Annotated in this window: 18 protein-coding genes; 6 read left to right on the top strand and 12 right to left on the bottom strand. The window is 38.3% G+C overall.

All coding sequences use genetic code 11. From position 1 onward, the window contains the following. The first annotated feature begins 396 nt into the window (after positions 1-396). Positions 397-2,385 carry a M23 family metallopeptidase gene (locus ACFILN_RS06255; protein ID WP_273791323.1) on the top strand — a complete coding sequence of 663 codons (1,989 nt, stop codon included), beginning with the start codon at positions 397-399 and terminating at the stop codon, positions 2,383-2,385. A gap of 884 nt (positions 2,386-3,269) precedes the next feature. Here the strand turns inward: ACFILN_RS06255 and ACFILN_RS06260 are convergent. From ACFILN_RS06260 to ACFILN_RS06270, 3 genes are all read right to left on the bottom strand, one after another. Then, positions 3,270-4,700 carry a sensor histidine kinase gene (locus ACFILN_RS06260; RefSeq protein ID WP_375631403.1) on the bottom strand — a complete coding sequence of 477 codons (1,431 nt, stop codon included), beginning with the start codon at positions 4,698-4,700 and terminating at the stop codon, positions 3,270-3,272. 224 nt (positions 4,701-4,924) lie between these two features. Beyond that, complete coding sequence (locus tag ACFILN_RS06265) at positions 4,925-5,479, bottom strand: RNA polymerase sigma factor (protein ID WP_375631404.1); 555 nt, start codon at positions 5,477-5,479, stop codon at positions 4,925-4,927. Positions 5,480-5,486: 7 nt separating this feature from the next. Beyond that, on the bottom strand, positions 5,487-5,690 hold the full coding sequence (locus tag ACFILN_RS06270) for a NepR family anti-sigma factor (RefSeq protein WP_015856821.1): 204 nt from the start codon (positions 5,688-5,690) through the stop codon (positions 5,487-5,489). A 169-nt stretch (positions 5,691-5,859) separates the two neighbouring features. Here ACFILN_RS06270 and ACFILN_RS06275 point away from each other — a divergent pair, with 169 nt between their 5' ends. From ACFILN_RS06275 to ACFILN_RS06290, 4 genes are all read left to right on the top strand, one after another. Further along, positions 5,860-6,654, top strand: a complete 795-nt coding sequence (locus ACFILN_RS06275) for a response regulator (protein WP_273791319.1) — start codon at positions 5,860-5,862, stop codon at positions 6,652-6,654. Between the two features lie 22 nt (positions 6,655-6,676). After that, positions 6,677-7,690, top strand: a complete 1,014-nt coding sequence (locus tag ACFILN_RS06280; RefSeq protein WP_375631405.1) for a sensor histidine kinase — start codon at positions 6,677-6,679, stop codon at positions 7,688-7,690. 998 nt (positions 7,691-8,688) lie between these two features. Continuing rightward, the gene (locus ACFILN_RS06285) at positions 8,689-9,054 is read left to right on the top strand and encodes a hypothetical protein (RefSeq protein WP_273791326.1); all 366 of its coding nucleotides are present in this window, start codon (positions 8,689-8,691) and stop codon (positions 9,052-9,054) included. A gap of 47 nt (positions 9,055-9,101) precedes the next feature. Then, the gene (locus ACFILN_RS06290) at positions 9,102-9,548 is read left to right on the top strand and encodes a hypothetical protein (RefSeq protein ID WP_375657829.1); all 447 of its coding nucleotides are present in this window, start codon (positions 9,102-9,104) and stop codon (positions 9,546-9,548) included. Positions 9,549-10,853: 1,305 nt separating this feature from the next. Here ACFILN_RS06290 and ACFILN_RS06295 read toward each other — a convergent pair. From ACFILN_RS06295 to ACFILN_RS06320, 6 genes are all read right to left on the bottom strand, one after another. Continuing rightward, positions 10,854-11,615, bottom strand: a complete 762-nt coding sequence (locus tag ACFILN_RS06295; RefSeq protein ID WP_375671091.1) for a DUF4167 domain-containing protein — start codon at positions 11,613-11,615, stop codon at positions 10,854-10,856. 1,687 nt (positions 11,616-13,302) lie between these two features. Continuing rightward, positions 13,303-13,746 carry a hypothetical protein gene (locus tag ACFILN_RS06300; RefSeq protein ID WP_273791315.1) on the bottom strand — a complete coding sequence of 148 codons (444 nt, stop codon included), beginning with the start codon at positions 13,744-13,746 and terminating at the stop codon, positions 13,303-13,305. 919 nt (positions 13,747-14,665) lie between these two features. Then, the gene (locus ACFILN_RS06305) at positions 14,666-15,463 is read right to left on the bottom strand and encodes a hypothetical protein (protein WP_375631408.1); all 798 of its coding nucleotides are present in this window, start codon (positions 15,461-15,463) and stop codon (positions 14,666-14,668) included. A gap of 90 nt (positions 15,464-15,553) precedes the next feature. Continuing rightward, a complete protein-coding gene (locus ACFILN_RS06310) occupies positions 15,554-15,880 on the bottom strand; it encodes a hypothetical protein (RefSeq protein ID WP_273791313.1) in 327 nt (108 codons plus the stop codon). A gap of 698 nt (positions 15,881-16,578) precedes the next feature. Continuing rightward, complete coding sequence (locus ACFILN_RS06315; RefSeq protein WP_273791312.1) at positions 16,579-16,944, bottom strand: hypothetical protein; 366 nt, start codon at positions 16,942-16,944, stop codon at positions 16,579-16,581. A gap of 138 nt (positions 16,945-17,082) precedes the next feature. Then, positions 17,083-17,370, bottom strand: a complete 288-nt coding sequence (locus ACFILN_RS06320) for a hypothetical protein (RefSeq protein ID WP_273791311.1) — start codon at positions 17,368-17,370, stop codon at positions 17,083-17,085. A gap of 40 nt (positions 17,371-17,410) precedes the next feature. On the opposite strand from ACFILN_RS06320, the gene ACFILN_RS06325 reads away from it, so the two are divergent. Further along, positions 17,411-18,445, top strand: a complete 1,035-nt coding sequence (locus ACFILN_RS06325) for a hypothetical protein (RefSeq protein ID WP_375671093.1) — start codon at positions 17,411-17,413, stop codon at positions 18,443-18,445. A 1,237-nt stretch (positions 18,446-19,682) separates the two neighbouring features. Here the strand turns inward: ACFILN_RS06325 and ACFILN_RS06330 are convergent. The 3 genes from ACFILN_RS06330 to ACFILN_RS06340 are packed head-to-tail and all read right to left on the bottom strand — an operon-like array spanning position 19,683 to position 22,272. Continuing rightward, complete coding sequence (locus ACFILN_RS06330; protein WP_375671095.1) at positions 19,683-20,687, bottom strand: phage tail protein; 1,005 nt, start codon at positions 20,685-20,687, stop codon at positions 19,683-19,685. Beyond that, entirely contained in the window at positions 20,684-21,823 is a 1,140-nt protein-coding gene (locus ACFILN_RS06335; protein ID WP_273791309.1) for a tail fiber domain-containing protein, read from the bottom strand. Before ACFILN_RS06335 ends, ACFILN_RS06330 begins: the two co-directional genes overlap by 4 nt. Beyond that, the gene (locus ACFILN_RS06340) at positions 21,820-22,272 is read right to left on the bottom strand and encodes a hypothetical protein (RefSeq protein WP_375654313.1); all 453 of its coding nucleotides are present in this window, start codon (positions 22,270-22,272) and stop codon (positions 21,820-21,822) included. Before ACFILN_RS06340 ends, ACFILN_RS06335 begins: the two co-directional genes overlap by 4 nt. Between the last annotated feature and the right edge of the window lie 22 nt (positions 22,273-22,294).

The following is a 22,294-nucleotide window of genomic DNA, read 5'->3' on the forward strand; positions in this document are numbered from 1 at the left end:
TTTTTTTAAATAAAATAACCCAAACATTTCCAATAAAATATTGTAACAAAAAATCCTATTTCAAGACATTATTGGAAAAATCTGCCTTCATAAAAATAAAACATGAAAACAAAAGGAGTTCAAAGAGAGCATGGCGCCTTTAAAGTAAAATATAGCACCCCATTGCAATGCATGAAAATAGGAAGTTGCCTAAGAATGAGTTAATCTCAATAACGCTTGTTTTATGCTACTTTAATAAGGAAATTTTTCTGCACAGGTACGATTTATAAAGACATTGCTGTATAAAGAGAATCGCATGATCTGTAATTTGTAAAAAGAATCAAATTCCTGTAGAAGCATGCTAAGCTATCTATCTAGCTTTCTTTATTTAATATTGAAAAGTACTCTTATAAATCTATGTGGGATAACGAACAACAAAAAAACGATCCTGGACAGGACCCTGCTCTTGTCGTCAAACGCTTGCGGCCTGCGCGCCGACAGGTCTCTGCTCGTTGGCTTACGGGAACCATTCTGACAGGAATCACTTCCTGCATTCTTATGGGTATTGCACTTTTTACAGCTCTTGATGAACAACAGCGATTGGTAACACCGCCACAATGGTTTACGCAGGAAAACCTATCAGAATCACAAGACCCTGAGGCCAATGGGTATAAAGGTGATCGTATTTCCCCCACCCATGCACGGCAAAGCTTTGACAGAAAACGTCAATTTGAACTATCGATTCTACAAAAAAAAGGCGATGAAAAAGTCATTCAAACACAACATTTTGAATGGATTCGTATGGCTTTAGCCGAAAATCGCCCCCAGAAATATAGCTATCCAAAATTTGATTCTTTAAGCATTCTTGCCAGTGATTCGCAAAGTCAAAATATTGCACCACAAGAAGATTCTGGGCAGATTTACGGTGCAAAAATCGAAACAAAACTCACCTTACGCAGCTATGATTTTAAGGTAAATCAATTCGATTTTGATGACAGCGACACATTGACAGATGAAGAGGCACAACAAGAAGTGCAAAAAGCTGGATTTACTTTAGAAAAGAGCACCGAACTTCTTTCAGTTCTCACATTGATTGATCCTTTAAAGTTAGAAGATGCATCCTCCCCTTCCCAAGGCACAGAATCCCCTGAAGTTCGAATCGTTCAAGAAAATGTAACCGTTTCTCCTCAAAGCCACCGTATCGATCTGACGAAAAACTATGTTGAAGATATTATTCCTATTCGTAAAAAACAAACGATAGCCGATGCTTTCAAAAAAACCAGTTATACAAAAAAGCAAATTGACCAGGTTGTAAAAACGCTAGAAAAAATAAGCCTTTCCGATACTCTTAAAGAGGGAAGCCTTTTACGCATTGGTATCGTGACACAAGCTGGTGAAAAAGACCATCTCGTACGCGCAAGTATCTATCAAGGGATGCATCATGTTCTCACCATTGCCCTGAATGATAAAGGCCAATTCATTGAAAGCACAGAGCCTAAAATGTCTAAAGCGCTTAAAACGGCTTTTCAAAATGGTATTCCGCATTCTTACATCAATAGCGCGCAATTACCAACGGCTTATGATGCACTCTATAGTGCTTTGCTAAGCCATAATATATCACAATCTCTCTCTCATCGTCTTATTCGTCTGCTGGCCACCAATATTGACATGAAAAGTCCGATAACACCCAATGATCAGATCGAAATATTTTATGCCGTACCACAAAGCGATAAAGAAAACAAAAACGGCAAAAAGAACTTGAAAGCAAAGGAAGCATCCAAAAACACTGATCCAGAAATTCGTTATATTAGCGCAACTTTTGGAAATACAACTTATAAATATTACCGTTATCAATTAAAAGATGGAAGCGTTGATTATTATGATTCTGAAGGGAAGAGTTCAAAGCCTTTCTTGCTGCGCAAACCCACACCAAATGGGATTTTTGGCTCCCCCTTTGGTCCACGCAAACATCCTATTTTAGGCTATATTCGCATGCATACGGGTGTTGACTGGGTTGCTCCTAAAGGATCGCCCATTATTGCTGTAGGAGATGGTATTGTCACAAAAGTAGGCGTAACAGGCGGCTATGGAAATCACACGGAAATTCAACATGCCAATGGATATGTCAGCAGTTATTCACACCAAAGTCGTTATGCACCAGACATCAAACCAGGCGTGAAAGTACGACAAGGGCAAATTATTGGATATGTTGGATCAACAGGAATGGCAACCGGTCCCCATTGTCATTTTGAAATCATTGTCAATGGCGTCAAAGTTGATCCCATGCGCATTCGTATACCGGATAGCAAAGCCTTAACCAATCAAGACCTACAAACATTCCTACAAGAAAAAAACAATATTGATTCTTTGATCAACAGCCCGATAGCACCCTCCGAAGAGACTTAAAGCATGAAAGCATCGGCATTTTCACGACTCAAAACATCTAAAAATATGCTTTAGCGCTTACTTTTCTCAAAGAGATTTCCGCACTTTAAATATCTATTAAAGGATACGTCGAAATATGCCACCACCCAAGGTCGCATCACAATGATTAAAAATAAAACGCCCTCCCCTTTTCAGGTTTACGCACAATAGAAAAGTGAAAAATATGAACCCCAAAAAGGCTAACTCTTCTTGTTTATTTTATCAAAACGATAAAAATCCCTTTGTTTTCCATGCAATAAAGTCTTAAATCAAAGGTGAGTTTTTCTAAAGAACGAAGATTCTAAAATCCATATCATTCTATAAACAACCCGACTTCTTGTTGAATAGATTCCACTTGTTGAATGTATGCTGTTCATAGCCCTAAAGGACGGTGTTTCATGAACTTTATGAGCAAGTTTTACCTAAGAGAATATTCCTTACACACTTTTACAAAAACACCCCATATTTAAAGTTTTAACAGCCCTTACAAAAAATAACAAAACTTAAAAAAAACAATCTCTTCGCAAAGAAATAGAGCTTACGAATATAAGTATTATTATTGGCTTAAAGGAGCACTTATTCAAAATAAATTTAAAGGCTCACTTAAGCACTTCAAAGCTCTAAGACAAGGAGAACTTTGAAAGCCGATCATCGGAGTCAATAAAGCAAAAAAACAACGAGACCAAAAGATGAAGAAGCAAGGTTGCTTCTCTTAAAAGCAATTGACAATCTGATATGAATGGTGCTGTGTTCGCGCTACTGAAGCCGTATTTTTCCTTCTTCTTGTGAAAAGATGCCCTCCCCATACATTCACGATGAATGAAAGGCAGCTTACCACGAGCAAAGAGTTTAACCCTTTAAAAAAATCAGTCAGAGCTTTTTTTTGAACTATTCATGCTAAGTTTTGGCAAAGGAATAACAATCTTTGTGCCTCCTAAAGCAGAAGTTTCAAACAGAGGTTTTTCACCAAATTGCATACAGAGCTGTTCCACAACCACACGACCAAGTCCTGTTTTTTGTTTTAAAGTTTGGCTTTTCATTCCCACGCCATCATCTTCTACAATGAGCATCAATTGTCCATCTTTCTGGGGACCAAAGGAGATATAAATATGACCCGACCGTTGATCAGGAAAGGCATGTTTTAAGGAATTTGTCAGCAGTTCACCAAGGATAATTCCAAGTGTTGTCGCATCTCTTGAAGACAGGCGACAATCTTTAAAGTTGGTGTGAATGGTGATGTTTTCACGCAATTCAAAAGGAACTGCCAATTCGACATCATGCACAACAGAACTAAGAAACTCTGCCAATAAAGTCGTTTCCATATCATCACTTAAGCGCAAACGACGATGTGCTGTAGAAATTGTCTGAATACGATCACGTGCAGCACCTAGAACAGAACGTACCTCTTCATTTTTGCTCCGGTTTAACTGGAGCCCCAGCAAAGAAGACACCGTTCCAAGAGAATTGCCAATGCGATGGCTTGCATCCTGCAACAATATTTCAACCCGTTGGCGTTCTTTTTCAGCGTGATTACGTGCTCTTTCTAATTCTTGTGTTCGTTCTTTCACGCGGGCTTCCAGAGCGATATTTTCGCTATGAAGCAGCAATTGATACAATTTTAAAGAGCGCATATCACGATGAAAACGATTAATAACAAAATAGGCAGAAATAAAGGTACTTACAACGGAAACAATAGCCGCCAAAGTCAAAGCAGCCCGCATCAATGCGATACCCTCACGCTGTTTTTGTCGCACTACATCATCCCCATTAATAAAGCTTGTCATCAATTGAGCTAAACGTGCCACAGGAATCTTTGATACTTCCAAAGAGTCCGCATGAGAAGGTTGAGAAGGTTGTTCAGGAATCGCATCAAGAGCATGCATATGGGCATTCATAAAGGCTTTTCGTGCTTCAACCTCTTCTTTAAAAGCCGTAAACCATTTATACCACTGCGGATGCGCATAAACAATAAGTGCGATATAGTCGAGAATATTCCCCAACTCCCGCTCTGAATTTTCAAAACGTATTTTATCTTCCGCCTTGCGCGTTTTTGCATAGCTGCGATCAGCAACAGCCATATCAATCAAGCTAATAAGGACCAAATCAGCCTGTTCGCGCAATTCTGAACTTGTATTCAACTGTGCGATTTCTCGATCAACGGCATTTGAAAGCAACATAATAAAAACCGATGCCAAAAGAGCCATAACAAGAGAAACAACAATCGCACCCCACCGCCAGCGTGATATCGTTGCATCAGAAGAAGGCATTTGAGGCATCAAATTTGTTTTTGTTGTCATAGAATGTCCATTGGCGAACTTGAAAGTCGTCATTTTTCAGCACAAAGGAAGGCAACCTTATGGAACATAAAACCTAAAGCCCGTGAGAAAGTTTTATACAGGCTTTTCTTGTGTTCCTAAGGATACACGCCAAACTTCTGAATTTCCTCAGATACTGACTTTACTGTAATAGCTATAACGGGAATAAAAAAAACAAGGCTATCGATCATAATTATTATGCTTTTTTAGCCGTTAAATGAACACAATGTACTTCCAGCTGAGTAAGAATCAGGACCATAATCAGACTCACCATCCACCTTAAGAAGTTCTTGTAATCGATTACGCGCCCTGCTCACACGGCTTTTAATGGTTCCAACAGCACAACCACAAATAGTCGCAGCATCTTCATAAGAAAACCCCGATGCGCCAATGAGAATAATGGCTTCTCTTTGATCGGCAGAAAGCAAATTTAAGGCTTTTTTGAAATCTTGCAAATCAAGCGATCCATATTGAGCAGGATGAACAGCGACATTTTGAGTAAACACGCCATCGGTATCTTGAACTTCTCTTCCCTTTTTACGCATTTGACTATAAAATTCATTGCGCAAAATGGTAAAAAGCCAAGCTTTAAGATTAGTCCCCATCTCAAAACTATCTTGCTTAGCCCATGCCTTCATAACAGTATCTTGAACCAAATCTTCAGCTTTATCGTGCTTGCCACTTAAAGAAACAGCAAAAGCTCGTAAAGCCGGCAACACAGAAAGGAGTTCTTGTTTAAAGTTTTTCGCGCGCTTTGACATAAAGGATTCAAACCTTTTCCACATTGTTTAAGCCAAATTGCTCTGCGCGCTCCAACTTCTCTAAAAGCTCAAGCAAACACCGTGGCAGTGCCTCTTCTTGAATTTCCATGTAAAATTGACGTAACTTCCGTGCTATTTCGCTATTGACCCCGAGAAGATCATCTCCAACTGTAAATTGTGTGGTGAGATTTTTTTCATCACGGTCGTTCATTTTTCATCCCCCTAATCCATATAATATTGGTAGCACCGCGAAGAATTTTTTCGCCTTATAGTTGTAAATATAGCTGTCGGTAAAAAGTTCCATACAAATCAAGGAACTTTTTTATCGGTTGAGAATTTCAACCAACAAAGTGCTTGAAAGGTCAAAGGAGTTATAAATTATGTCATTATCAACGCGTATTGCCCCGCATCTTCCCTATCTTCGGCGTTTTGCCCGCTCTGTCACCGGTAGCCAATCCTCTGGCGATGCTTATGTGTCAGCGATGTTGGAAGCACTCATTGCCGACATCTCCATTTTTCCCAAAGCCTCCACTGACCGAATTGGTACCTATTGGCTTTTTTGCCATCTTTTTGACCAAACCACACCGAACATCCCAGAACCCCTGCCTCAATTTGGTCTTGAACAAAAAACCAGTGCCAAATTATCCTATCTCACGCCCCGTGCACGCCAAGCATTTTTGCTCATTGCCGTTGAAGGATTTCATGAACAAGAAGCCAGCGAAATCATGAATCTGGATACGAAAGAATTCCGCAAGCTTCTCAACCAAGCATCTATTGATATTTCTCAACAAATTGCCACTGAAGTCATGATTATTGAAGATGAACCTCTTATTGCACTTGATATTGAGCAAATGGTAGAAAGCCTAGGTCATCATGTTGTAGGAATAGCGCGCACGCGTGATGAAGCTGTCATTATGTATCATAAGAAAAAACCACGGTTGATTTTGGCTGATATTCAATTAGCCGATAACAGTTCAGGTATTGATGCGGTCAACGAGATTTTGAAAAATGACCGTATACCAGTGATTTTCATCACGGCTTTTCCCGAAAGGCTTCTCACTGGCGAGCGTCCAGAACCAACTTTTTTAGTGACCAAACCTTTTAACCCAGATATGGTGAAAGCGCTTATTTCCCAAGCTTTATTTTTTCAAGAGAATGCTTCTAAAGCGGCTTAGAACAGGGTAACATCTTAAAATTATGATTGTTACGCCTCTTTCAAAGCCTCCCATGGATAAATCTCATATGAGTGCGCTCATGCAAGCGATTCGTGGTGCGGATATTTGCGTTCTCTATCAGGCAACAAATCTGGTTTATTTATGGGCTGAAAACTTGCCCCACCATTTGCACAATAAATGGCGGGTTGGGTGTCGTGACAGCGACTTTTTTTCGCTTGACCTTGCAGACAATATGGAAACCATCAAACTGCAAGTTTTAGCCAGTGGCAAAATGCAAACTGTTGAAGCACGTTTTGAAGATACAAACAAACAAGAGATTTGGTACAAATTTTCTATTGATTGCCACCGCAATGATAACGAAGACATTATTGGTATTATCACCACCGGTGTCAATATTTCCGGCTTACGCCGCCGTGAACAAGTGCTTAAAATCCTTCTTCGCGAAGTCAGTCACCGTTCTAAAAATCTTCTAGCGATCATTCAAAGTATTGCCAGTCAAACCGCCCGCTATACTGAATCTCTTCAAGTTTTTTTACGAAAATTTCAAGGTCGTCTTCATTCTCTTTCTCATTCTCAAGATCTGATCACGGATTCCGATTGGCGTGGTGCTCAATTTCGCGAATTGGTCCAAACGCAGGCTTTAGGCTATTTAATGAAAGAAACAGAACGTTTTTCACTTGAAGGCGTCGATCCTTATCTTTTTCCCAATGCCGCTTTGCATATTGGTTTGGCTTTTCATGAACTGATTGTCAATTCTCTTTCTTTTGGAGCCCTTTCCCAAGAAAAGGGGAGCATCTGTGTACGCTGTGAAATCGAAACAAAACTGAATGGCAAAACGCAACTTATCATCACTTGGCATGAAAATTTTGAATCCGGCATCCCTCCCACAAACAATAAAAAAGCCTGTTTTGGTAGTGCCGTTCTCGAAAAAATCGTTCCCATTTCCGTGAATGGTTCAGCCTCCCTCAAATTGACACAAGAAGGAATTGTCTATTGCCTCTCTGTTCCTGATACTTATTTTGATATTTTTTCTTAAAAGAGCATTTTAAACAATGAACAAGAGAAGTTTCCCCTTTTTTAGTAAAATGTCTCATCTGTTTATTAAGCACAAAGATATTTTCCAACCTCTTTAAACCAACCTCTATAGTCCCCCAATAGTTCCCCAAAACCTTAACGAAAAACCTTAACGATGAGAACTGAAAGCTACATAAAATCCATTCCCGCTGTTAATCAACTTCCATCCCTCATATAACCGGCATATTTTAAAACAGAAACCAAAACGATAAAGAGCAAACCGTTTCAACTTTTACTATGCCAAATAAAAGCGAGCCTATTACCCATCTCTTTTTGTGTAATTTTCGCAATGCGCATACAATTTTATTTTGGCATAATATGCAATTTCAAGGAGTAAAGCTAACATCCATCATCATTCTTCAGCTTTACGGGCTTAAAGCCTCCACGAAAACGACAATTAATTGATGAAAATTGCATATTTTACGCTTTTATATATCGCATTCTATAATGGAGATATTCTCTTCAGGTACAATAGGACATTCTAAAACAGAATACACTTATGTCTTTCATTCACGCACTTTTTTAATATTTCCCAGCGCATCCACGCTCATTTCAAAACAGTATCTGTAAATAAGATATAATAGCCCCCGTAAAGTGAACCATCAAACCCGCCCCTTGTTACGCCATATCCTTCTTTACCTTCATGCCCCTTTTCACTTCATAAAAGTAGTAGCTGAGCATCATCATACCATTTGTCTTTCATGTTACAACAGCCATTGACCTTTGAGAGCGTCCATAAGAGGCATTTTAGGCTTTTTTTCAAATACTTCTCATTGATACAAAGCCCCCCTACACACCCCTTTATGACGTGCAAACCAATGACTTTGATTAATTTACTATAAAGGGGAAAACCCATCTCAAAGGGGAACTAAAAAACTTTGAAAGCGTTTAACAGTGAAGAAGCCCCTAGGCTGACAAATTGCAGTCCGCTCTGTCAACCTCTCATTTGGAAAATAATTGATGAATCCCCTTGTTTTTATCCTCTTATTAGTTTCATGTACAGATGATTTTAATAGTTGCTATTCGAACAATACAATGGTTAAAATCTATCCAACGGCTCAAGCTTGTGAACAAGCCATGGTACCGTCCACAAAAAAGTTTGCACTTTATGGACAACAAATTTTTGCCCAATGTATAAACGTACATGCAAATTTGCATCAACAAGAAGTAAACTTGATCTGGTCTGTAACAAACCATGGAAATTTTCTTCTTAAAAGCCAAAACGTAAAGGACAAGGTGTCTACAGTCCACAAAGAAGATATTTTACCAACATCGCTTCCTCTTTTGCATTCTTCTTCCACAAACCTCTTGCACAAAAAACTTTAAAAGCATAAACCCATCAGATCTCAAAAAAATAATCAATGAAAGACATGATGGATAATAAGCGAATGCAACCTTCAAAAGACCATCACACAGAGCAAAATTCTCTGCCTCAAGATCTCCCTTTAGACCCTGCCGTAGAACGAGTGAGAAAAAAACTTATGGGTTTAATGATTATTTCCGTTTTAATAACGCTTTTCCTTATTCTAACCGTACTGTTTTTAATTGTTTATAAAGTGATAACAACCGGATCAGCGCCAAAACAAACCGAGTTATCTTCCTCTCCCAGCAAAAACCCACACGTTATCCATCATACGCTCTCTCTACCGGAAAAAACACAGATTTTGTCGCAAAGCCTCTCAGAACACAATATTGTACTGAAAGTTTTAACCCCTGATGGACAAACAAAATTTATGATTTACAATTATCATACCGGTGCTCTAATCGCCGTTCTTTCTGTTGAAACAACAAAAGAGAGTTCGAAGATAATGCCTCATTAAGAAAACTAACATCAATAAGCGCTTAACATAGCATCCTTGAAGATTTAACATTTTCTGCAAGCCGACACTATCACACGCTTTGCCAACTCGTGGGTGTTGCCAACAGCCCTTGGCGCTAGAGAGAGTTCATAAGAGCCATTTTTATTCCTTTCTTATACAAATTTATCCACACGGGCTCTCCCCGTTTGCAACGTGCAAGCGAATGTTTTTTGTTGATTCAACATGGAACAAATTTGGACATGAGAGAATTCTAGGGGCTTAGGGGCTCTCACCTAATATTCAAAACAATGAATTATTATTATAAATCAATGTGATAAGTCTTAAATATACACCACACGGGCGACGGCGCGTTTTTTACTGTATCCCCTCACTTAAATCTTGGAAAAGAAGAAACCTTTCTGTCAACGCATTCCCATTTTTAAGAAAACTGACATCACTTGGGAAAAGCTAATAAACGTGCAAGAAATACCTCTTCTTGAGTGCAAAAATTCAACATATTAATTTATAGTGATGATTTATTTTGCATGTCAAACGAGAATCTCAAATACTATAAGATTCTCCCTTTCAAATCTGTTCGTAAGAAACTGAATCAAAATCATTTCTTTACATATCCCAGCAAGGAAATGGATGAATAAAAATACCTCTTATGAATGATCCGGTATCAAAAGAAGAACTGTTGCAACATTGAAAATTAAAGCAATAACGCCCAGCTTACATCTTTTATTAAGCAAAGATAGCCGATGAATTTCACATAATAGAATTCATGAACACCAACGCGAAATGGGCATAAATACATTGAACAATATTAAATATAAGTGTGAATTAAATAAAACAACGACATTGCGTTCTTCATAAAAGAACTGCCTCTTAAAATACACGGATGCGGTTTTCTCTGTATTCCCTTACTTAAATCCCAGCAAAGAGGCAATCTTTTCTGTCAACACCCTTTGTTAAGTCTCAATACTGCCCGTGAAAATCTAAAGAAAGCGCAAGAGGCTTCTTGAGTATATACAATTTACTATCATGATACCAATAACATCACCACAAGCGCTTATACAGCACCTTTCAGGTTTAAACATTTTCCTCTGCCTCAAGATTGACCACTCGAGCGACGACGTATCTTTCCCTGTATTCCCTTACTTAAATCCCAGCAAAGAGGCAATCTTTTCTGTCAACACCCTTTGTTAAGTCCCAATACTGCCCGTGAAAATCTAAAGAAAGCGCAAAAGGCTTCTTGAGTATATACAATTTACTATCATAATACCAATAACATCACCACAAGCGCTTATACAGCACCTTTCAGGTTTAAACATTTTCCTCTGCCTCAAGATTGACCACTCGGCGACGGCGTGGTTTTCTCTGTATCCCCTCACCTAATCCAGGCAAGGAAGAATCCTCTTTTGTTGCTGTTGATGCATCTCCATTGCTAGAGCTTTCTGCTGTTGTAAGTGAAAGCTCAAGAGATGATTCATCTTGAGTCCGTACAGTACGTCGACGGGGAGAACGACGTGTTTTTTTGACGGGTTCAACATTTTTCTCAGAAAGACTGTGCTCTTGATCTGTTTTTCCATCCGATAGAGCCTCTAAAGCGTTTTCACGCGCATCCCCATTTTGCGCTTTATCATATTGGCCATTGCCATTTTTTTGCGACGACATTTGTAATACATCTGTATCACCCTCAACAGTATCCTTTTTTTCACCATCAAGATTTATTTCACCGCATTCTTGCCCATTGTTTTCATCACGATTTTCGTTTTCATCACCACGATTTTCATCACGCCGAACCGATTGAGACATTTGCCCAGCTGCTGCTAAAATAATACGCAAATAGTGCTCGGCATGTTGTAAATAATTTTCCGACATAACACGATCGCCTGCACCTTGTGCATCACGCGCAAGGCTTATGTATTTATCAGCAATTTGCTGAGCATTCCCGCGAATTTTAACATCCGGACCGCTACTTTCATAATTGCGAGACAACGGATTAGGACCGCGACGATTATTATTGTTATTACCATTATTGTTATTATTGCGACCGCGTACCCGTCTATTTTGTTGTGGCCTCATCTTTATCCCTTTTTGGAGTGTTTGTCTTATTGTGTGTCTTAATTGACGCTTCCTCATTACATTATCTTTTGATAATGCTGATCATTTTTAACATACGATTATCAAGCTATCCGCGTTTATTTCACTCAAACGAACCCTACTGATATTGATAAAAGCATATATTTTCTTGAAAATCACAAAACAGCAGGGAAATCGTAAATCAAAAATTCCCTTTTTCTCTGTCAAACAGCAGAAATCTAATGATGTTCACGTAAAATGCCAAGTGTTTTTTTTAAAATAAACCATATTTCACTAAAAAAATAATTATCTTGTGGAAAACAAAAAGGAAAACACACACACAACATACCTGACAAAGAAAAAATTCCTGCCAGAGAATATTAGAAGCTTCCTTTTTTGCTCTAAAACCACAGCTCTTAAAAACGCCGATATTCTCTACCCCTCGTGCATTTAAACCACAAGCACTTCCATCCCAACGAGTCACTGCGCGAACCTCTTTATTTTATAAATATAGCCTCTCTTCATCGCTAAAGCAACCCCTTGCGAGCGATAATCCACGATCGCTTCACAAAACCTCTTGATTTTTATAGATAGATTAACACGAAGTATTATTCAAGCCCTATAATCACCAAGAGATCAATCTTCTTTTCCAAATAAGCTAACGATACTATCAATTTCTATTTTAACCCATAGAGTTTTTAAGTTAATCACAGTTTTTATTTATAACAAATTGAGCTTAAAAATAAAATATTTAAATACAAAAAAATATTAAATTATGAAAAACCCGACCAATATATCAAACTTTTTTTAAAAAATCAGTTTCTTCTCAACAAAATACCCTCCTCAAAGCCTATCAATAAGAATGGCCTAACGCATTTCCTCACTTATCTTTTCTGATAAAGTATTTTCTGATAAAGAAAACTAGAATTATAAAACAAGCACATTTGTAAACCCAGCACAGCGTTTTACGCATGAAGAAGCCTTGAATGTTTATAAAAGGAAGTTTTTTTACTCATTTTAGTCATGTCTATTGACTTACCCCCTCAAAGAACGAAGATTCTCGAGTCACACTGGTCTGTCAACAATGAAAATTCTTATAAAATTCGTACAGTGAATTGGTTTATAATGATAATTCATATTTGTTGTGTTGAGTAAGAAAACTTAATACCGTAGGATTTTTCATTTTCTATCTGTTTGCTGTTGAATCAATCTCTTTTTCTTGCATGTTACACGTGGGAAAACCTGCGTGGAGTAAAAACAATAAAAAAGACTTAAAGTACCTCTTATGAACCGTCTCTAAGGCTAAAGGGCTGTCGAGAGGCACCATTGGGAGCAAGCAAAGTGTGAGATAGTACCGGCTTACTCTTTTTCAAACCATAAAGATGAACATACTCTATAAATTTTATATATTTCATGAGGATTATACCATTCACTAAAACCATTATGAAATGGATTTCCCACACTCGTTATTTCCCTTTAAAAAGCGCAACAAATCCTTCTGAAACTCCACCACGCCCCCTTAAACATTTTAAGGCGGCATCCATACCTTATGTCGCCACACCTTAAATAAGAAGTGCGATATAACAAGATAAATAAATCAGGTGGCTATTGATCTTGAGGCAGATAGTCATTTAAGAGGCTTTTATTTTTTTATAAAAATTCGCTTCCTTTTAACTTTCCGTATAAAAACTTAAAAGTAATTGCGCCTTTTGCCTGTTTTATTTTCTTTTTCATTGAGAAAACAGTCTCGTAAGAGAAAATAATTTCCATCCCCAGGACGGACCATCGTCAAACATTGTTTTTTAGCACTATCAGAAAGCTTATCCCACATTTCACGAATAGCAAAATAGGCCTCACTTTCCAAATTAAGACAATGCTGATAAACTTCTCTTTTCATATCGGGCATAACGGAAGCAGAAATTTCCTTGCAATATACGCGCAGATCAAAAACAGGAATAACCAATTCAACGGGTGCTTGTTGTGTTACTTTTTTATGAGAAGAAAAATAACTAACCACCTTAGCAACAACAAAACACAAAAACACTATACAAAAAAGTATTATGCAAACAAAAGCAATCTTGCGATATAATCTTTTGAAATAAGCCTTTTGTCTTGCTCGGATTCTTTTTTCCATAAAGATTGTACCCTTTAACATCCCAAGAGAAGCTTTTACAGCAAAAAATGATAGAAGTATTTGTGTACACAATACAGGTTATAGCAACAAACGATCAAGACTCTTATGTCAAAAGCCCCTCTTTTTTTATCGTATAATTTTTATCGTATAAAATTCTTGTAAAATACTTTTCTCATGCCCTTTATGAAAAAATAGGGCTGATGATTTTCTTTCACCACCTTAAAAGACGAAGATTCTTCATCCATGCGGCTTTATAAACAATTCGTCTTCTTTAAGATACATCACATTGATTTATAAAGAGTATTTATTGTTTTGCATGTTGAATGAGAGACCCGAACACCATAGGATTCTTTCATTTCAAACCTGTTTATGTTAAATCAACCAAAACCATGTCGCTTACAAGTTACAAGCGGAGCTAGCATGTGGATTAAAAACTGTATAAGAAAGGCATATGCCTCTTATGAAGCGTCTCACGAACCAAGGCTGTCGTAATATTGGGAGCGAGCAAATACAATGATGGTGCGGGCTTGCCTCTGCATAAGCGTAAAGATGGGAGTGCTCAATGGATTTACCGTTATTCACCACACAAACACTTCATATATAAAATCTTACACGCCTTCTATTACCGCCCCCTCAAAAAGCAGTCGCTAAAACAAGATAAGAGATTATTAATGTAAAACTCCAAACAAAGAAAAGAATGGACTTGATAATCGAGATCAACAAATACTGTTAAATCAACGCTTCCATTTTTGATGATGTCACACCTATGCTTTATAGCACCCCTATCACACTTCATAATACCGAAAAATTTTCTCTGCCCTACGCACTATGCGCATCAGAACCAATCAAATAAAACAGAAATGCGCTATCTCCCTACTTTTTTGTTTTTGATTAAATAGCAAGATATAGCTGTAATTCTTTAAAGAGCTTCATACCATAGATTCATTTTATACATAATATCATCAACAGAATGTTTGTATGTGCTGCAGGAAGAATCCCCAGAACGCTCCATATGACCACTGGATGAAGAGCTGTTACAGGATTCTACAAGAAATGCCAGTGACATTGGAGATAACGCATCCTCGCTATCAGAATAATAAGCTGATAAAAAAGTGTAATCTTGTGAAGGAAGTGTCCCCGAATTTACTTGTGATGGAGCGGCAACAAAAAGAGAATTAAAGGTTCTAGGACCAATGACAATATCACCATTCGCTTGCTGCATAATACTTCTTGCAGAGTATATATGATTTGTATTGATTGCCCCCAGCGAAGCCCATTCATCCTGCCATAAATATGCATAATAAAGATCCATAACTTGTTCATGTTGAACAACGTTGTCAGCAGACATGGCTGTATCAAAGAGTGAGTTAGGAACATAATAAAAATTTATATCTGGAATAATTTCATATAGCCAGTACGTTTCATCAGGATTATTAGCAATCTGTTGCCGCGCCATTCTGTAAACTGCATCCATATTTGCAGTTGTAGACACAAATGCTGAAGTCTGTTGAGCAATAGAGTGCCCAGTTACATGATGTATGATATCCTGATCATCCCCCCAAGGGGCAAAACCTCCTCCAAAGAATATAACAGATGGAGAGCGATCATCTATACGGAAAACCATATGGGGAGGATCAATAGCATATGACAGATTTACATCTGAAAAGAAAAAAAATAAAACTGTCACTAAAAATACTGAGAATGCTCTTTGAAACATTTTTATACCTTTGATATACACTCCATATTTTATACCTGTAACCTCTTGAAGCGTTACAGATATAAAAAGGGAGAAAAACCCCTATTGATCTTATTTTAAAGTGATGGCTAAAACCCTTTTTGCTGGCACATGACCCGCTTCAAAAATAACCATTACTTTTCTGTTCAAAATGACTGCGGTTTTTGCCAAATCCAAAATACTTTTTCCAACAATGTTATCACAGCCCCAAATACCTTTTTGAATGTCTGAAGTAGGGCTGATACCGTATCTGAGCTCTAGGCGACATTGTGCTCCTGCGCTAACGACTTGAACCGAATTGAGATAACCGTTTTGTTCATAAACTCCAGCATGAGAAACACCTGTTGTTAATGCTATCATCACCAAAACAATGGATATTTTTTTCAAAAAACTTTTCATAATTTACCTCTTTTAAATTTATTGCAACGGACATGAAATGCATCCCCATGCAATCTAATGGATATTTTTAGCCTCCTCGCCTCCTTAAAGACGAGAATTTTGACCAGCTTTAGCCCGTGATAAGGCTGCCTCATCTCAGTCTATTCTGACCCCTACCCCGCTGTTGCACGATTTATTTTACAGGCTCTACAGCAAAGCCTTCCCTTATTGGTGCCGCGTGAATGATGACTTATTCACACAACAAAACATCGCATGCACAAGCTCTATCATTGGCAATACTACCACTGAAAATGTCTGCCATTGTTAATGTACGTGCATTCTACGGATTCAAAATGTGTCTATGATTTATTGCCTATCGCAAGCGGCATACTGTCAACAAAGACAATTAAGACAAGTATTTACAGCCTCACTACGCTTAAAATCTTTCTAACACCAAACGCTAGAATGAAATTGCCATCTAAGCTCAAACGACGATTGATGCAAAATTACTCAGTTTAAAATAGAAAAAACTGTAGTTGAATATCTTAAGATAGATCCTCAATACCGATCACTCATGAATTCTGTAAAACATGAACGATTATACTCTGAGTAAAAACTGTAAATCAGAAAACTGCTAGGGTTAAAATAACCTTAGTGTAGAAGATTGACCATTTTCCAAGCATCACTTATTTAAGTCACAACGAATACAGATAATACGCTTAATTATCACGCACTCTCAGCCCTCGAATAACATTGATTGGATAGTTACTTCTGTAACAAATATCAACGAATTGCGATGTACTGTAAGCTCTATAGGCCAGCTCAACAATCTCAGGACTTTGAATATGAAATGTTCTTCCTGTAATTTGTGACATTTCTGGCTCTTCTGTAGGCCTCGTTTCCAAAACAGAGAGAATATTTACCCCTTGCAAATTTTTATATGGAATGACAGAAATATTATTGATGATTTGTGATCGAACCATTGTTCCGCCGATATCTGAACAATCATCTGAAATAGTCCTCAAACGTGCAGAAGCTGGTCCAGTAAGACACAAAGCTAAAAATATTAAAATCAATTTTTTCATTATAGAATACCTCTTTTTCATTTTTGGTTGATCAAAAAAATAAATGCTCTATGGACAGGCAAATAACTATCCTGTTCACAACTATCTATCTCACTGCTTTAAAGGAGCTAAATCCCATAGAGACACAAATCGAGATGGTTAATCACCCATCGTTTTACTTTTATCCGCTTCTTCAGCGTCTTGTTTGTGTTTCACATCTTCAAGATCTTTGATAATCGTTTTCAATTGTTGTTCTAAAATATCCAAACGCTGTGTAAGTTGGAGAATATTTTGAGTCTGTATTTTATCAAAACATTGGAGATCTTGACGTGTTTGCTTCAACAGAGCATTCAAAGGAGCATGTCCCATTCTTCCGCTAGCATAAAGAACCACACGAATACATTCCGGATCATCAATATCAGCAATAGAAAATGGAAAAAGTGCCATTATATCCCCCTTTTTGATAAGCTAAACGCGTATTAAGCATTTGAATATCTTTTTCCGTTGTACGGCTCTTGCATTCTTCAAGACAATCTCAGACAATCTCAGACAATCTCAGACAATCTCAGAAAACCTCAGAAAACCTCAGAAAACCTCAGAAAACCTCAGAAAACCTCAGAAAACCTCAGAAAACCTCAGAAAACCTCAGAAAACCTCAGAAAACCTCAGAAAACCTCAGAAAACCTCAGAAAACCTCAGAAAACCTCAGAAAACCTCAGAAAACCTCAGAAAACCTCAGAAAACCTCAGAAAACCTCAGAAAACCTCAGAAAACCTCAGAAAACCTCAGAAAACCTCAGAAAACCTCAGAAAACCTCAGAAAACCTCAGAAAACCTCAGAAAACCTCAGAAAACCTCAGAAAACCTCAGAAAACCTCAGAAAACCTCAGAAAACCTCAGAAAACCTCAGAAAACCTCAGAAAACCTCAGAAAACCTCAGAAAACCTCAGAAAACCTCAGAAAACCTCAGAAAACCTCAGAAAACCTCAGAAAACCTCAGAAAACCTCAGAAAACCTCAGAAAACCTCAGAAAACCTCAGAAAACCTCAGAAAACCTCAGAAAACCTCAGAAAACCTCAGAAAACCTCAGAAAACCTCAGAAAACCTCAGAAAACCTCAGAAAACCTCAGAAAACCTCAGAAAACCTCAGAAAACCTCAGAAAACCTCAGAAAACCTCAGAAAACCTCAGAAAACCTCAGAAAACCTCAGAAAACCTCAGAAAACCTCAGAAAACCTCAGAAAACCTCAGAAAACCTCAGAAAACCTCAGAAAACCTCAGAAAACCTCAGAAAACCTCAGAAAACCTCAGAAAACCTCAGAAAACCTCAGAAAACCTCAGAAAACCTCAGAAAACCTCAGAAAACCTCAGAAAACCTCAGAAAACCTCAGAAAACCTCAGAAAACCTCAGAAAACCTCAGAAAACCTCAGAAAACCTCAGAAAACCTCAGAAAACCTCAGAAAACCTCAGAAAACCTCAGAAAACCTCAGAAAACCTCAGAAAACCATATGAAAAGCTTTTGAAAAAAATTTCCTCATCAAAAATTTTTACAAGGTATTTTTTTAGATTATATTCTGTTTTCCACCTAAAATGTTGATTTTATCACCTGAAACCAAAGAGAAATGCATGTCACCTTGCACGCTGTGTCAGCTTTCCCCAAAAGGACAAAGCCCACACCGGTCTTTAAATAATGGCAATCAATAAACAATGGTTTGTAAACAATCTGGCTTCTTATCTAACAGATTTGACTTGGCTTCCCCCTGCAAATGCATCCTTGTAATGTATCCCCTGTCCAGAGTTATTCTACAAAAAAAGCTGTTTTAAGAATACGCACAGACGAAAGGCATCCCATGCATAAAATTTTAACCGCATCTCAAACAATATTATTTTACAACACAACGGGATAAACTATTGTCTTATAGATTTTCTCGTATCACTCTCATCCCGTTTCAAGAAGTTGCCTGATAAGCACAAAATGCCATCTCAGAGGGTTCAATGCCTCACCATGTACTACAACGCATCGCCAACCTGCTGCTCTTGCCAACAGTGCACCCATTTTGAAAACAAAGAGCCCTTTTTTCCTACACGCTTTGCCAAAAAAGAAAGCGCTCCATTTTGCCTTTTCTCGCTTTAAATAAACATATCCGTTGACCTCTTTCCACCACCTAAAAGGACGAAGATTTTAGCCCACATCGGTTTGTAAACAATCCAACTCTTCTGAAAGGATTCCGTCTGCTGCTCACTTATATGATTCACTTGCATAATACTTAACCAAGCAAATCCTTCTCTAAACAATTGCTAATGTATTAAATACTTTAAGCTATCTTACTGATATAACCACCTTCAATAATAGTGTTTTAATGACGGTGTTTTACGGTATAATAGGATAAATTTTACCCATGGTTTTTTTGTCATCGCACAGCAGCGCTTTAAACCCAGCACTTGAAATAATGGATCACGACACCACAAGAGAGAGGCATTTGGGATAAAATCTTTATTCCTCAGTAAAAAACGCCATGAATAAAGAAGGTTTTTTTGTTCTCCCTCTACCTTCAATAATCACTGTCTTGATCCTCTAAAGAACAATAGGCAAACTGACCGTTACACATCCAACAAAGGCAGCACAAAAAATAAAATAATAAAGAGAATTGAGTTTTTTTCTAAAGCGCCTCAAAACTTTCTACACAATATATTCAATAAGACTTTTTTTCATAACAAACATTTTAGCATTTTTATCTTTCTCTCACACAGCTTTCATTCTCAGGCTTTGACGGCATAAACCACCGCCATATTGACGGGGCGTGTTTCATCCCCCCCTGTTTTTTGCAACAAGACCTTATGTTCATGCTCTCCCGCAGCCTTCGTTAACCGATCTTTATTGTAAACTTGAGCCAGATTTTTATAATATTCACCGTGATTCATATCCCAAACTAGCTTGTCAAACATTGGATAACTATGCTGGTGGTTACCTGTTGAATCTGTTTTTCCCTCATGGGTATGGGATTGAAAAGACTCTTCTTGTCGGCTTCCCAAGCGACGTCCTCTATCAATTTCTTTTCCACTATCGAGCCCCCGTAAAAACATTCCACGCAAATCGGGAACATTGAATGTTGTTCTCCCGTCTCCTTTTCCCCATGTTTCTCCCAGAACAGCAAAGAGATTGGCATAGTTCCTTCGCGAATATTCTTTACCATCACACAGTAACCATCCAGAGGGTATTTTTTCTGTAGCAAAAGTCCCGATAAATCCAGAAGAAAACGTTTCCGGTAAAGGAGGAAAGGGCGGAATTTCAGGAAGTTTTATAGTAGGATTGGTTAAAAACCAGCCATCAGCATTTTTTCCGGCAATATCACGCGTATAGACGACTTCATAAAGCCCCCCTTTTTGAATTTCCCCGCCCTTTAAAGGCATAATACCCTCTGGCGTTGCCATATAAGTTGGTCTTGGCGGCAATTGATTTAAAGAAATATTTGTTATTCCTCTGTTGACGCCTTGTGCTTTAAAGCGCACAACAATGCCATCCATATAAGTCTCAAAAAAAGACTTTGTTGCCAAACGAAGTGATGTCCTCTCGTTCTTCACATCGACAGTAAACTGTGTTTCAATCACGCCCCCATTATCCAACAAATATTCTTTGATGCGTTGCATCATAGCGCGAGCACTATCATTGACTGTGCTTGGCGGTTGCCCTTCTGCCCAGTTTATATTCTCGTCGACATAAGCATTTTCTGATGCAACAATTGACCAATCATAAATCGAACTCATAGAAGATACTCTTTATTCAAAAAGGGAAAACGAGCAAAAAATGAAGAAAAGAAAGCCGCAATTTTATTTTTAGATGCCGGCATTTTCTCCATTTTCATTTTTTCCATTTTCAGGCCTATTTTGTCATAATCAACATGCAATAATTTTGTTTTCGCATTGACATAAACAGCTTCAGGGTTCACACGCAACACGTCTTGCGCCATAACGCCCTGATAACGTTGTGGATTTCCCTTATAATTAAAGGTATAAAGTGGATATCCCTTTTTCTGCCCCACAGGGATAATATTTTCTTTTGCTCTCACATCACAAAGCCCTAAAATTCCTCCGACCAATCCAAGCACTTGCTGCGCATCACGCAATGGATCTTTTGTCACAGAAGGCATTGTCGTGGATTTTCCTGAAGTCGTTCCGTAATTTCCAGCAGCCTGTGTCCCTACCTGTAACAAGCTTTGCAATCGGTTCCAATCTTGATTATCTTTTTCTGACCATTTTTGGCGTTCAGCATCTAAGACATTTTGGCGGTTTATATCTTGAATCATGCCCCCTTTCAAAGCATTGCTTTGCACGTTACTCTGTCCTTGATAATAGCTATTTGCCGCATTAACTTGATCATTCTGAGAGCGATCAATCATCTGGTTTGCATTCATCATATTGTTAATATCTTGATTATATTGCTGTGCTGCAGCATTTGTTGCCAAGGCGCCTAACTCATCGGCCAGCACACCAGTATGAGCCCCAGAGCCATAACGTCCTGCCCCAGACATCGATTGATTAATTGCATCGGACGTTTTATTCAGAGCATTTTGCAATGCAGTATTAAATTTACTATTGCTTCCAATCCAGCTTCCCTTAGCCATACCGGAAAGATTTGTAGCGCTGTTGGTTGGTGCATTCAACCATTGCGTTACCGTTGGATTGTTATAGAGCCCTGCTGCTTGTTGTAAACCGGTCAGCGCATTTTTTGTCATATTGCTAAGACCAGCGACTCTGTCTCCCTGATAAACGTTTCCGCCAATTCCTTTATTATAAAGTCCAAGTGCATCAGCACTGGCTTGTTTAAGAATATCAGCCGCCCAAGCAGGTGGAGCATTTGTTTGTGTTGTTGTCTGCACTTGAGGTGTGGTTTTTCTACTCATGGGTTCAGAACCTTTCTATATTGAATAAGATTACGAGAATATCCGTGATGAGCGAGCTTTTTCGCCCATCCAGTTCTTCCAAACATGTGCATTTCTTCAGCATTAATTGTTCGCGCCCATTTTTCGACTTCATCAATCAATTTGACCAATTTCAGCCCTCCCTCTCCAGCAAGATCAGAGAGAACGACGCATTTTTTTCCCGTATGGGTTATTTCAACTTTGGTAATTGCAAAAGCACTAAATTGGATTTTATTTTTTAAGACCAGCCACAATTGTGCTTGTCCTGTAGCGATTTCTTCAGCAATTTTTTCCAGACAAACATCATCCGGAAAGCGCTGAACATATTTTTTCAATGCAGCATTGAGAGCCTCTTGATAGGGAGCTATTTTTTCCCATGGCCACTGCTCTGTCAGATGAGCAGAATATAAATCTTGACTCTCTTGTATCATAATTTTAGCTCTTTTAGCTTTG

It is taken from the genome of Bartonella sp. CL434QHHD (assembly GCF_042195145.1).
Taxonomy (GTDB): domain Bacteria; phylum Pseudomonadota; class Alphaproteobacteria; order Rhizobiales; family Rhizobiaceae; genus Bartonella.

Bases quoted from the DNA above. Each gene is read 5' to 3' on its own strand.
- ACFILN_RS06330 (WP_375671095.1), bottom strand. From the start codon at position 20,687: ATGAGTTCGATTTATGATTGGTCAATTGTTGCATCAGAAAATGCTTAT.
- ACFILN_RS06265 (WP_375631404.1), bottom strand. From the start codon at position 5,479: ATGTCAAAGCGCGCGAAAAACTTTAAACAAGAACTCCTTTCTGTGTTG.
- ACFILN_RS06315 (WP_273791312.1), bottom strand. From the start codon at position 16,944: ATGAAAAAATTGATTTTAATATTTTTAGCTTTGTGTCTTACTGGACCA.
- ACFILN_RS06270 (WP_015856821.1), bottom strand. From the start codon at position 5,690: ATGAACGACCGTGATGAAAAAAATCTCACCACACAATTTACAGTTGGA.
- ACFILN_RS06295 (WP_375671091.1), bottom strand. From the start codon at position 11,615: ATGAGGCCACAACAAAATAGACGGGTACGCGGTCGCAATAATAACAAT.
- ACFILN_RS06275 (WP_273791319.1), top strand. From the start codon at position 5,860: ATGTCATTATCAACGCGTATTGCCCCGCATCTTCCCTATCTTCGGCGT.
- ACFILN_RS06320 (WP_273791311.1), bottom strand. From the start codon at position 17,370: ATGGCACTTTTTCCATTTTCTATTGCTGATATTGATGATCCGGAATGT.
- ACFILN_RS06300 (WP_273791315.1), bottom strand. From the start codon at position 13,746: ATGGAAAAAAGAATCCGAGCAAGACAAAAGGCTTATTTCAAAAGATTA.
- ACFILN_RS06310 (WP_273791313.1), bottom strand. From the start codon at position 15,880: ATGAAAAGTTTTTTGAAAAAAATATCCATTGTTTTGGTGATGATAGCA.
- ACFILN_RS06285 (WP_273791326.1), top strand. From the start codon at position 8,689: ATGAATCCCCTTGTTTTTATCCTCTTATTAGTTTCATGTACAGATGAT.
- ACFILN_RS06335 (WP_273791309.1), bottom strand. From the start codon at position 21,823: ATGAGTAGAAAAACCACACCTCAAGTGCAGACAACAACACAAACAAAT.
- ACFILN_RS06255 (WP_273791323.1), top strand. From the start codon at position 397: ATGTGGGATAACGAACAACAAAAAAACGATCCTGGACAGGACCCTGCT.
- ACFILN_RS06305 (WP_375631408.1), bottom strand. From the start codon at position 15,463: ATGTTTCAAAGAGCATTCTCAGTATTTTTAGTGACAGTTTTATTTTTT.
- ACFILN_RS06260 (WP_375631403.1), bottom strand. From the start codon at position 4,700: ATGACAACAAAAACAAATTTGATGCCTCAAATGCCTTCTTCTGATGCA.
- ACFILN_RS06340 (WP_375654313.1), bottom strand. From the start codon at position 22,272: ATGATACAAGAGAGTCAAGATTTATATTCTGCTCATCTGACAGAGCAG.
- ACFILN_RS06280 (WP_375631405.1), top strand. From the start codon at position 6,677: ATGATTGTTACGCCTCTTTCAAAGCCTCCCATGGATAAATCTCATATG.
- ACFILN_RS06290 (WP_375657829.1), top strand. From the start codon at position 9,102: ATGGATAATAAGCGAATGCAACCTTCAAAAGACCATCACACAGAGCAA.